Annotated in this window: 13 protein-coding genes; 6 read left to right on the top strand and 7 right to left on the bottom strand. The window is 49.6% G+C overall.

Annotation, left to right across the window (positions count from 1 at the left end; genetic code table 11):
• Together CXF87_RS10630 and CXF87_RS10620 are read left to right on the top strand one after the other, a co-directional pair.
• A partial coding sequence (locus CXF87_RS10630; RefSeq protein WP_157826502.1) for an integrase core domain-containing protein occupies window positions 1–220 on the top strand: 220 nt, incomplete at its 5' end.
• 514 nt (window positions 221–734) lie between these two features.
• Window positions 735–1,865 (top strand): hypothetical protein, encoded by a 1,131-nt coding sequence (locus CXF87_RS10620; protein ID WP_101146627.1) that lies wholly within the window; start codon window positions 735–737, stop codon window positions 1,863–1,865.
• 2,112 nt (window positions 1,866–3,977) lie between these two features.
• Here CXF87_RS10620 and CXF87_RS10610 read toward each other — a convergent pair.
• From CXF87_RS10610 to CXF87_RS10605, 3 genes are all read right to left on the bottom strand, one after another.
• A complete protein-coding gene (locus CXF87_RS10610) occupies window positions 3,978–4,883 on the bottom strand; it encodes a hypothetical protein (RefSeq protein ID WP_101146625.1) in 906 nt (301 codons plus the stop codon).
• 36 nt (window positions 4,884–4,919) lie between these two features.
• Complete coding sequence (locus CXF87_RS21610; protein WP_157826501.1) at window positions 4,920–5,084, bottom strand: hypothetical protein; 165 nt, start codon at window positions 5,082–5,084, stop codon at window positions 4,920–4,922.
• A 64-nt stretch (window positions 5,085–5,148) separates the two neighbouring features.
• Window positions 5,149–6,072, bottom strand: coding sequence for an Abi family protein (locus tag CXF87_RS10605; RefSeq protein WP_101146624.1), 924 nt, complete (start codon window positions 6,070–6,072; stop codon window positions 5,149–5,151).
• A 479-nt stretch (window positions 6,073–6,551) separates the two neighbouring features.
• On the opposite strand from CXF87_RS10605, the gene CXF87_RS10600 reads away from it, so the two are divergent.
• Window positions 6,552–7,100, top strand: coding sequence for a hypothetical protein (locus CXF87_RS10600; RefSeq protein WP_101146623.1), 549 nt, complete (start codon window positions 6,552–6,554; stop codon window positions 7,098–7,100).
• Window positions 7,101–7,666: 566 nt separating this feature from the next.
• Here CXF87_RS10600 and CXF87_RS10595 read toward each other — a convergent pair.
• From CXF87_RS10595 to CXF87_RS10585, 3 genes are all read right to left on the bottom strand, one after another.
• Window positions 7,667–7,951, bottom strand: a complete 285-nt coding sequence (locus CXF87_RS10595) for a HigA family addiction module antitoxin (protein WP_198556051.1) — start codon at window positions 7,949–7,951, stop codon at window positions 7,667–7,669.
• 134 nt (window positions 7,952–8,085) lie between these two features.
• Entirely contained in the window at window positions 8,086–8,364 is a 279-nt protein-coding gene (locus CXF87_RS10590) for a type II toxin-antitoxin system RelE/ParE family toxin (protein ID WP_101146622.1), read from the bottom strand.
• 265 nt (window positions 8,365–8,629) lie between these two features.
• On the bottom strand, window positions 8,630–9,085 hold the full coding sequence (locus tag CXF87_RS10585) for a DUF192 domain-containing protein (protein ID WP_157826500.1): 456 nt from the start codon (window positions 9,083–9,085) through the stop codon (window positions 8,630–8,632).
• Between the two features lie 113 nt (window positions 9,086–9,198).
• Here CXF87_RS10585 and CXF87_RS21605 point away from each other — a divergent pair, with 113 nt between their 5' ends.
• From CXF87_RS21605 to CXF87_RS10570, 3 genes are all read left to right on the top strand, one after another.
• Window positions 9,199–9,756, top strand: coding sequence for a hypothetical protein (locus CXF87_RS21605; RefSeq protein WP_157826499.1), 558 nt, complete (start codon window positions 9,199–9,201; stop codon window positions 9,754–9,756).
• Window positions 9,731–10,063 carry a hypothetical protein gene (locus CXF87_RS10575; protein WP_332870637.1) on the top strand — a complete coding sequence of 111 codons (333 nt, stop codon included), beginning with the start codon at window positions 9,731–9,733 and terminating at the stop codon, window positions 10,061–10,063. The genes CXF87_RS21605 and CXF87_RS10575 overlap by 26 nt, the downstream gene beginning before the upstream one ends.
• Before the next feature lie 128 nt (window positions 10,064–10,191).
• A complete protein-coding gene (locus CXF87_RS10570; RefSeq protein WP_127062892.1) occupies window positions 10,192–10,464 on the top strand; it encodes a hypothetical protein in 273 nt (90 codons plus the stop codon).
• Window positions 10,465–10,738: 274 nt separating this feature from the next.
• Here the strand turns inward: CXF87_RS10570 and CXF87_RS10565 are convergent.
• The coding region (locus CXF87_RS10565) for a L,D-transpeptidase family protein (RefSeq protein WP_232774887.1) at window positions 10,739–11,108 on the bottom strand (370 nt) is incomplete at its 5' end.

Genomic DNA, 11,108 nt, shown 5'->3' with positions numbered 1-11,108 from the left:
GGATAATGCGCCAATGGAGCGTTTCTTCAGGAGCTTAAAGGTTGAATGGGTGCCAACGTATGGCTATCGCTCATTCTTGCAGGGGCAGCATCATATCGTGAACTATTTAATCGGGTATTACAGCCAGCTTAGGCCTCACCAGCATAACGGTGGTATGAGTCCGAACCAGGCAGAGGAAAAGTACTGGGTTAACTATAAAGCGGTGGCCAGTTTTACTTGACCACTACATATGGCGGACGCGTGAGAAGCGCCGCTTCGTTTTCGCGCTATATCAGTGTCGACTAAAAGACCGCTCCTGGCCGGTAACAACAGTCCCGCCTAGACCGTCGTTTGAGCACATCCAACTTCCGTTTGCTCTTCCATTTCCAAAGCATTATCTACCTCTAACCCAAGATATCTGACGGTACTTTCCAGCTTCGTGTGTTCCAGGAAACATTGCACCGCTCTCAAGTTTTTAGTGCGGCGATATATCAACGATGCTTTGGTGTGACGCATCGTGTGCGTGCCATAGATGGATGCATCTAGATCAATTTCGCTTACCTAAGCTTTAACGGTACGGGACGTACCAAGCGCTTGTAGATGTGAATCCACGGCTTCAGGAAATAGAGGTAATCCGGTTTCATCATTTTGGTAAAAAGCTCGCCATGGCCGAACCTTGAGAGGCCTACCTACCTATACTGCATTGATCACATTTCAATATCTCGATTCGCAAACTTCATAATGCGAGGCTTTACATGAAATCTCAGCTTTCCATTATTGCCTCTATATTCGGATTCATCTTCCTGTCCCTCTCATCACCGGCGGCTGCCCAGTCGACGCTGCATGTTTGTCATAGCGGTGGGCCCAGGGTGTTGGCCGTGGTTTACGAGACATACAACGGCCTAATGCAGAACTACTCGGTAAGCGGGTGGCACATATTGGAGAATCACGGCTGTTATCGAGAATGGCTTATGGGTCGAGATATTCGCTCCTTTGCCTTTGCTGCACTCAACGAGAACCGACAATTGGTCGCTCTCCCATTCGATTTCAATTTAGCCAGATCAAGCTTCCCGGGTAGCGTGAAAGCTATCTGCATCCCGGTAACAGAAGACTTTGAGCCCTTCGAAGAGACATCATCGCTTATATACCACCTAACACCGCCATGCCGCGATGGCCATGTACCGCTCACCACTTCGTTCAGTATTCGCGGTGGCACGGATGAGTCAACGATGCGCATGAATGTGCCCGGCGTGGCGAATCTTCCCTCACCGGATCAGGGGTATGCTCGCGTTTGGGAAGAAAAATTCGGGCAAGGATTGGCAGAAAGGCGGGAAGAAGAACAGCGGAAACAGCAAGAGCAACAACTCAAACACGCAGAAGAACAGCGGAATCAGGCAGAACGAGCGGCATCACAGGCGAGGGAGGCTGAACGGCGCCAGAAAAAAATGCGCTTCGAGGCTCATGCCAAGAGATTGGGGGTGCTTGCGGATGAACGACAAGTGCCCGTTGAGGAAACGATCAAGCTCTTTTCGGACCCTGAGTACGGGTGCGAAGGACTTGGAGATGAAGAGCAAGTAGTAAATGAATTTTCCGAGGCGGAGATATCTCAATTCTGCTCAGCACTCGATAAAGGCTTAACAGACGCTGAGTCACAGCCATTGTCGGAACTTGAAAAGAGTAAAGCAGACGCCTGGGATGTAAGCGGATTTTTATGGCCGGGTCTCTCAATGTGCAGCTATCTCATTATTCATGAATCTATCACCGCTGTACTGGATAAAAGAAAAGACGATCCTGGGTATGGTGAGTGCAACGATGACAGTTTGGAGAAAATGCGATCGTTAGCTGCGGAAATCGTCGGATTTCCCGAGTCGACTACCTTGCCATGAGGAAATTGCCCAAGAAGCTGCAAAAAAACTCCACAAGTTTCTGGAGTAATGAAACCTCTGTTTAGTTGGGTCGCAGTGCTCAAGGCGCCGCCAGTATCCAACTAAGACCTGAGCCAGACAATGCCCGTTCACTGGAATTAAATAGGATCTAGGAAATAGGTGTCTACAGCACAGGGCAACATAGAGACACGCACAATGGCTATAAGCTGCCGCTTTACCCACATATGGTCTTGGCTAGCTCAGTGGTATTGATATGGAGCAGTAAAAAGGGGTTAGACATATATGCGCGAGTACTGAAAGACCGCTTTTGGCCGAAAACTGAAGTAAGCAGGAATAGGTGTGAGCTCTTCGTAACGTTTAGCATCATTTTATGTAACAGCAGTGCTTACAAATAGACTTTATTTAAATCGAAAACCTGGAACTTTCCAAGCGTCCTGATAAACATGCAACAAGGGGGGAGCGGTTATCCCACTGAATGCAGGAATCAAAGGCTGTTCCACCGTCGATATGGTACAACCCGATAAAAAATTCGCTCAGTGATTCCTAATTCCATCCATGCTGCTGTTGATCATGTAGCCCTTGAAGCAGCCCTCGACCTCATTCATACGATCTCCTTAGTTATTCCTACCCAGTGCAGGTCTCATCAATGGTAGGACGCAGAGTGACACTTGGAGTGAGGAAGTGCTGGATGGCCGCAACCAGTCGATAGGCTACAGTATAACTCATGGGCAATACGCACTGTTTACGCTGCCGTGCGGTCGAGCATTGACCGAACGTGTGGATTCGCATCCCTGCCATCCTCCTCGACCCCTTGAGCAGGCCGATTGATTGAGGCGCCAGCCCAGAGATCCACTACAGCACACTGGCTCACACCGACAGTGCAGTGAACGACAATTTTTACTGATCGTCGATCGCTGGTCCACTGCCGAATCCAGCCTGAAATCCTCCAAGCATCCTCAAGCGTCATGGGCTCTTCGCAGCCGAAGCCCTCACCGGGAACAACATCATCGAACTGCATTAAGAGGACATCAGCCTCCCCCTTTGCCAAGCGAGTTGAACGCTCATCAACCCCACGAATGGACAGGACTACAGTATCGGCGCTCGATGTCACGTCGACTTGTATATTCGATGCTAGTGATCATTGGATTTCTCATTCTGCTTGGTGCTTGCTGGCGAAATCGTCCCTCGAGGTGAATCCTCATCGAGTACTCAGAGGCCGCGGAGCGGGATCGCTTTCATGAAGTCTGGCGATTGATATGCTGCTGAGTATCGATCACTAAAGCCTGAGCTGCAGCGACATATCACAGAAGGGTTTCTCGCTCGGGGTACTTAGGGTGCGCGTTATTCCATGGCAGGCGAACGCACGCCTCATAAATCACGGACGACCGAGTAAAGGGGGGTATCTAGGTAGTTTGTCACCAGCGCCTCGCCGGCCTGGACCACCACTTTGCTGCAAGTGATTCCCCCCTGTTGTCCCCTGCTCATGAATGGCTGGTTCAAAGGAGATAGGGCCGGTTATGACACAGAATGAGAAAGCCCCAAATAGCGAACTAGAAGGGGCTTGAAGGTAAAACGTGAATCTGATCAGCCGAAGGCTGCAGATTTGCTGTGCATGACAGCTTCACCTGGAGCAAAAAGCCACAGGGATGCCTCGAGGAGGTGATCAGGTCTGCTGACGTAAGCGCCCTCGCGTGATAGCCGAAAAGCCCGCGGGCCTTGTCGAAACAACCTGACAACCAACCTAAGAGGTTACCGTGATTAGCAATTTCCGTTTCCCATACCGTTCAATGAACGGCCTCGCCAATAAGATAGGGGCATAGGTGACATCTGGAAAGTTAATATCGGAAAAAATAATACCCAAACGACAATCTCGGTCAGTTGAGGGGAGGTAGGATCCGCAGGATATGGCTGCCTTGATCTTGTGTCGAGCTATCGTTAGCAGGATCAATTACACAGGCGTTGAGAGCCCCCAGGGCGAGCGCCCGAAGGTATCGCTTCAATGTCTCGCGATCGGTAATCGCAAGGTTCAGCCATGGCTCGGTCCCTGCGGCGCCCGCCTGAGTACAATGTCTATTTCAACACTTCTCTTTTATATATCTTGGCTAGGCTGCATTACTGATAAGCTAGATAGCTTGGGGGTTGGTTGAAATCGATTGTGACATCCCAGTCCGGTAGATCCTCGCACTGACCGACAAGCTGGCGACCGCTTTCTCCCGGTAAGTCGATGCGAACGTCAATGTGTCCTAACTGTCTTCTGCATCGCATCTGCTCATGAACGATCGAGAAGGGGGCCACCCATTGGCCATGAGGGTCTGGACGAAGTTTCATCCAATAATATTCGATAGGCTTCATCCTGACGCCTTGCGGTACTGAGTTAACCCCAAAGCACGATAATCTATTCAAGAGAAAATTCACGTTGTCGAGACGACGGCGATTCAGCCCGTTGCTGATGATTCCTTCCCCAACGAGTTGTGACAACGCGATTAAGGCTCTAAGCGTAGCTTCATCTAGCGGTGGAAGTGGCATACCGTCTCTACCATGGCCCGATAAGGTGAGGGGGATTTCCACAAACTGAGCTTGTCGATGAATCAGGCTATGGCGATACTCTATTGTAGACACGTAACAAGTCAGAATTCCCACCCAGGTGCAGGTTTCCTCGGTTAGGATCGCGCCATTCAGCGTCTCGCTCATTGCGATACGAGCCTTTTCCTTAATTGGCCAGAGCTTGGCTTCCCGCTGGGGTTTTATACCTTGTTTCGCCAGCGCAAGCTCGATCGTAAGATCGAGCACCTTCCAGGCTGCTCCAAACGCCAATGGCAAGAAAGCTGCACGTAGGTTGTCCTCCCGATTGGCTTGAATGTGGCTCGCCCCGTTCTGTATAACGTTTTTTCCTCCGTCAATGAGGGGACGTATATCGATGTAGCTTCCTGATGCCTGGGCTGTCAGGGGTAAATACCGGTCAAGGGCAAAACGTTCAAAGGCAGTCTCTGCCTCATACTCATTAATGTTAGTGACCATTGGTAGAGCCTATTACAAGCAACTGTTTAAACTTAATCAGTTGGATGTGGCACCTAACTCACTTAGATAGGCAACCGTTTGGCGATTCAGCCTTACCCAACTATCCTCGATTTCATCAGGGACTTCGATCCAAGTGAGGCGCAAACGATCGGCTACTTTCGCCAAGGCCTCGTATTCTGCAACTCCCAGGCAGCGTAACATCGTACCTTTCCCTGGATAATAAGATGTTTCAGGATACTCTCTGAAAATTAGCTTCGGGTTGTATTCAGTTCCAGAACGGTCGTGTTTCCCACTGAAAGGGAATCCCTATTGACTGAGGTGTGATGCCGGCTTTTGAGAGCGTCGCAACTGGCAATGTTCTCATAACTGTCTTGAAGCGATCCTGCCAAGTTGTTGATGGATCGATCGCTTTCAAAAGTGCTTGGAGCGCGACGGTCCGGGAAAAGAAAAATCCTTGATCAGGGTTGCCTGGAAACTCGGAGTGGATAGCATTCGCGCTTTGAGGGCTGTCAGCGCCGACATTATTATTCCAGACCCTGCTATGGTGGGCACAATTATTACGCAGCATGGTTGTGCTTTTGAGCCACGACACAATGACCTTTTCATCGTAGCCAAACTGTGTAGCCACTCGCCTCCGATGTTCGCGATCAAGACTGGCAAGCAACCGCGACATTTGGCCAATGCTTAACTCCTCCAAGATTGTCCAGATCGGCGGATAAGGCGGCGTATGGTAAGTGTGGTAATAGTGCTTAATGGGGTTGGTAAGTCTCAATCCCAAGACGTTCTTCATGAAATTGCGGTGCGCTTCCATGTCCTTGAAATGTTTGGTTTTGAGATAGAAGTGGGGGCCGCAGTCTTTGTCATTGGCCATAGCGTTAACTATGGCGGATCTAAACGCGACTTCTACTTGTTCAATAGCGTCAAGGAGCACTAGCCGAAGACTACGATCGAACTCGTAAAGCGCAAGAATATCGTCAAACCTTACACCCGGATAAAAACGTTTTTGATCATCCTGCAGCGGCCGCGTATAAATGAGCAGCCGGTAATACCCGACAAACTGAAGGGCATTAAGTGCTTGTGATTGCTGACCTTTGGTGATGAGACCCTTGGCGCGAAGGTGGCGAAGATGGGCGTGAGAGGATTTTGCGGGTTTTGTGAAGTTTAGTTGTGGTTGCAGTTGTAGCCCCATACATTCTTTTACCACTAAAAAAACTAACCCCCTGGTGCGCAGTCAGAACGAATCCTGTGAGGCGTGGGGGTTATTCTTGTCTTAAATAATAGGCTTCTACTGTACTCGTGTCAATCTAGGCTGTTTCCTATGCCGAATGGGCACCCGGAATAGGGAGAACCTTGGTCGGTACAAGTCCACTTGCAGTAGTAGACCTTTACTGTGCCCGTGCCAACCAAAGCTGTTTCTTATCTGTAATGGGTACTCGGCCGAAGGTGAACCTTGGCCAGGACAAGTCTAATTGATGTAGTACGCTTTGACTGGGTAGTAAAAGGCAGCTATAGGGGGAATGTTGCACCGGAATCCAACGTATAGCCTGTTTATAATTCACCGAATTTCACATGTATGGTTGGCAGTACTTTAACTACCCACCAAGATGAATATAGAAAAACCACTTGAAATTATCTTAATAAACTTAATAAGCGCCCACAGGGGGAAGCATGATTCTCGACGCTATCGATGGCTGGGACGATTACCCACGCCGCATTTTTGACCGTGAAACTACTATACGAGGTATTGCCGAGTGGATTGATGCCGAAAGCAGTGTCATGCCTTACTCGGTCTTGCATTGTGATGGCGTTCGTTTTCGCGTGGCTGTGCGCGATTATAAAGAGCAAGACTTGATCTTGGCGGCCGATGAGTACGGGCATCGTTCAGCAGCAGGGGCTTTGGGCGCTTTCGGCGAGCTGATTGACACGGCAAAACGTCGAATGGAAGGAAAAGAGTCCTGGCCAGAAGGCCCGGCGCTAGATGAAATTAGGCTCTACCAGAAAGAGCGTGAAGACGAAAAGCTCAACACTATGGCCACGTTATTTATCCAGCGCGAACCCCATATCGTCAATGAAATAGAATACGGCGCTCAGCCGGGCCAACTCGATCTGGACGCTGCATCGCTGCCAGAATGCTTGTGGGATGAATTTGAAGCAGAAGGAGAGGCGTTTAAGCTCGTCTTAGAGGAAGAAATTTACCACCGCGTGAATAAGAAGTAACACGCTGCGAAGAATTGCCAGCCGGGTTTCTCTACATCCAGATGGCATGACACAACATCAAACACCAAAAGTCCGGCCCTATACGACGTTTTTTTAACCTGTTAAAAGAATATAGATAACACCTATGTCGACGGGTGTCGAAATGCAGGCCTAGTGTTTTAATAGGAGTAGGGCTTTTAGCGAAGCTGCTGGTTAATCCTAGTCAGACAAAAAACCGATGAGGTAGCACCGTGATTGAGTGCGAAGGCATGAAGGATGATGAGACGCCATGTGCGCGAGAAGCAGTTCACAATATAACAGCTGTGGTGTTCGGCCAGGAACGCCAATTATTCCTTTGTCATGACTGCGTGCCCAAATATGTAGAGGAAGAAGACGACCTCTAATTAGGTGCTATTACCTGCTACGTTCGCATGAATGGGTAAGCAGATTTTTCATAATGGCCAATATTTAAACCTTGATACCCGGCAATAAGCCGGGTTTTTGCGTCTCAATTAGCGAGGCTAATTGGATACAAAAAACCCAACGTCGCGGTACGTTGGGTTTTTCCGAATTAATATCTTACTAATTCAAACAGCTGCAAATCTTTCAATATGGTTCTGTTCTTTATGCTCGGCGTGCCATAGCTCATAGTTTGCCTGCATCGTTAGCCAGTGCTTGGCATTGCCAATTCCGCCATGCTCTAACTTAACGGCCAAATCGGGGGAAATAGCGGCATGCTCATGTAATACGCGTGAAACTGCTGCACGAGACATGCCTAACTTTTTGGAAAATTCAGTGACGTTCAGCCCCAGCGCTGGCACGATCCGACGGCGCAATAAGCTACCTGGGTGCGGCGGGTTCATCATGGTCATGTTTCAGTTCTCTCTCTCTACACAAATTGTGTATCGCATATTTGAGGTGTTGCATTCATGGCTACGTCTGCGAGGCCATCTTTCTCGGTGGCCCTTGATAACCGTACCGAGCCGGTTATCAAGGAACGCCGGGGTTAGTGGTAGTCTAAATAGTCAACAAGGTGTACATCTTCCCCATCAAACGTAAATATCACTACCCAATTACCGTTTACATGCACCGAAAAAAAGCCTTTTCTATCACCCTTCAAACTATGAAAATCAAATCCTGGCAAATTCATATCGTTTGGCTTAGTGGCTGCGTCCAGTGCAGCAAGTATGCCTCTTAAATCGTCTACATGGTTTGGTTGTACTCCTTGGGATTCTCCCTTCTCATAAAGACGTTTAAGCCCTTTGTGTTTGATCTTCTGTATCATCGCATTGCTTTGCTCCCTTGTTGTGAAACGCCCTCGAAGTGTAGCGCGTAACGCTACACGCGTCAATGACAGCTGAGGTAGAAACTGCTTAAAGGTGGCATGGCTGACAGTACAGGAGCAGTTGTTCCGCCAACTAGATTGGCCCCGATTGAGGTGAAAAAACGGGTGTGCTCATTAACGTGCTTCTCTCTCACTCCTACAGTAAAACAGGTTTTAAGAGGGGGGTGGTGCTGTAAAGGGTCGATCTCAAGGCGATCTCCAGCGGCTATACATGCTCATTGAAGTAGCCGGCATTTACCTCCAGGGCCATCCAGAAGCTCGTGCCAGCTGGATAACGCGGACAGGCTCCTTTTTCGGTCGTGCAGGGGTCCATGCTGGTGATTGATTGGATCTCTCCGACATGGTCGAGGAAGGCAATATCAAGCGGTATACGAGTTTGGTACATCCAGAAAGCATGATCGGCTGTCTGCTCCTCATCATAGACGAAGAGCATGCCAGCATCGGGAGCCAGTGAGTCACGCTCCATTAGGCCGTTGCGACGCTGGCGCGAGGTAGATACCACCTCAAGCACGAGCGAATACCGGCCTTCCTTAGCGTGCAAGACACCAGAGGAAAATGCAGTGGCCTGTCGAAGAATCATCCCGGTGATTAGTGCAGTGCCAATCAAGAAAAGGGCCAAAATGCCGATAATTTGCGGGGTAGTGGGCCGATCGAATCTCACAAGCCTTTGTTGACGCCGTGACATTATCACCTGGGCTCCAGAATAAAATCAGAATATCACTCCAAGATAGAGCCGAGGGTGACCGTAACGTTTAGGCTTTGGGGGGACATATTATGCTGGCAACCACATTACTGATCCGCTGGCTGCGCCATGCTTGCTGGGCCAGCCCAGCAGTCGTGCAGCACGCTATTGAATTTTCGCACTTAGCAGCCCAGGTAACGCTCCCAGCCGCTAGCACCAGCGAACTCGGCATCATCCAATGGCACCGATGGCCGCTTTGCTTAGGGGGTGATATTGCCTACTGGCGACCAGGGCGAACGGGGCTGCAATGTCAGCGCCTGCCTTATCCAGCGGCCGCTGGACTCACATCGACCACCTACGATGACAACTTCAGCTGCTCGATCAGAGACATCATCTCCCTGGCGTCTGGGAAAGTCGATCTCGTCGGCTACGCCACTCTCGACTCCTATGCTATCGGCGAATGTCGCGAATTGGTTCACAACAACCGTGCCAGCATCGAACCTTTGCTCAACTGGCATGAACTCCGCTTCCATGGCGGTTCTGGCGCTGAAGAGTCAGTAGAAGGTTTCAGTTGGCGGCCATCTAAACAACCAGGGTGGCGCCCATCACTTCGCTGCAGCTTGTCTGATTGCTGGCTTCTTCGATCCTGAGCTGCGCATAAAAGCTCCCTTGACCAGGCATGAACTGAACACCGAGGTCGCCCAAGTTATTCTCAGCGCCTTCGACATCTTTTGCGAGCCAGAGCACCACACAATGAACGAAGCGTTTATGAAGCGGATGGAGGCTGCGCAGATCCCATTCGCCATCTGTTCAGCACCCCCGCCGCGGCAGGATGGCCATCACCTTTTACTGTTGTCCTGTGAGAACAGCAAATCCATGGGCGTAGCCGATATATTCCGAGCTTACGGCTGGCTCGATGTCGGCGACCTCTTACGCAAGCAGGCGAAACAACAATAGAAAAAAACTGGGCACATCCATTGGACAGGGCTGACATCAGCTGGTGTTATTGCGGCAGCGCGTAGAACCACCAGGCTGTTAGAGGGCTTTGAAAGTACATTGATAAGCAACGCATAAGGAGAATGAACTTGGCAAAGATTAAACACGACGCAGAGGCGTTTCACGCCGAGATAGCTATGCGCGTTTACGATGAATCTGTGACCGACGCTATTGACGTTATCACTCGTGATGGTGAGCCAGAAACCCTGCTGGCAGTGGTGCGAAGCCTTGTTGATTTTAACGTGTATTACAGCAATCAGAAAAACTATAAGACGTACCAACACGCCTATGCTGCTATCGGTGCTGCAATTGATAAGGCGAACCCAGAGCATCAGCCACTAAACAAACACTGGAATAAATGAATCTTAATAGGGAAATAATATTTATCACTTTGCCTAGGTATAGAAAAAGCCCCTGCCAGCCAGTGGAAGGGGCTTAGAATAGATCCTCTTCGTCACACTTCAGTGCTACCGAAAGTGGATGCTACCAACGTTGTGATGATCGCATTAGCTCTTTCTACGCTAGTGATGGAAGAGCTCAATCAACAACACACGACGAATATTAAGGGTTTGACGGTAGCCAAGCCGTTGTTCTCCAAAGGGCTGAAAAAACGCTCTGCCTTGTCTTTATCGACATTCACGACGAATGAAGTGTCAGTTCTTCATAAACACTGTTGATATTGTCGTCTTCTTTATTACTCGGTTCCGGCTTCGGATACAGAGGTTCGATAAGCCCGTTGGATAATGCTAGTAAATCGCTAAGCTGTTCGTAATCGAAGCTAACGCCATCTACATTGCGTTGCTCAAGGCGTGAAATGGCATCTGATATAGCGGTCATGGTGTGATCCTCCACCCCTAAAGGAGGTAATGCCTGTACCAGCGGCTGTCCGTTGTCCCAACCGATTTTAATAGGTTGGTTGATGATATTGACCTGGGTGCCCGCCGGTATGCGGTCAAAAATTGATTCAATATCGTCAGGCAACATGCGTATACAGCCACGGCTTGCA

It is taken from the genome of Halomonas sp. MES3-P3E (assembly GCF_002836035.1).
GTDB lineage: Bacteria > Pseudomonadota > Gammaproteobacteria > Pseudomonadales > Halomonadaceae > Vreelandella > Vreelandella arctica.
Note: the sequence above shows the minus strand (reverse complement) of the source record. Positions and strands in the feature narration are given on the sequence as shown.

Coding starts and splice junctions, on each gene's coding strand:
- CXF87_RS10620 (WP_101146627.1), top strand. CDS start 735: ATGAAATCTCAGCTTTCCATTATTGCCTCTATATTCGGATTCATCTTC.
- CXF87_RS10610 (WP_101146625.1), bottom strand. CDS start 4,883: ATGGTCACTAACATTAATGAGTATGAGGCAGAGACTGCCTTTGAACGT.
- CXF87_RS21610 (WP_157826501.1), bottom strand. CDS start 5,084: ATGTTACGCTGCCTGGGAGTTGCAGAATACGAGGCCTTGGCGAAAGTA.
- CXF87_RS10605 (WP_101146624.1), bottom strand. CDS start 6,072: ATGGGGCTACAACTGCAACCACAACTAAACTTCACAAAACCCGCAAAA.
- CXF87_RS10600 (WP_101146623.1), top strand. CDS start 6,552: ATGATTCTCGACGCTATCGATGGCTGGGACGATTACCCACGCCGCATT.
- CXF87_RS10595 (WP_198556051.1), bottom strand. CDS start 7,951: ATGACCATGATGAACCCGCCGCACCCAGGTAGCTTATTGCGCCGTCGG.
- CXF87_RS10590 (WP_101146622.1), bottom strand. CDS start 8,364: ATGATACAGAAGATCAAACACAAAGGGCTTAAACGTCTTTATGAGAAG.
- CXF87_RS21605 (WP_157826499.1), top strand. CDS start 9,199: ATGCTGGCAACCACATTACTGATCCGCTGGCTGCGCCATGCTTGCTGG.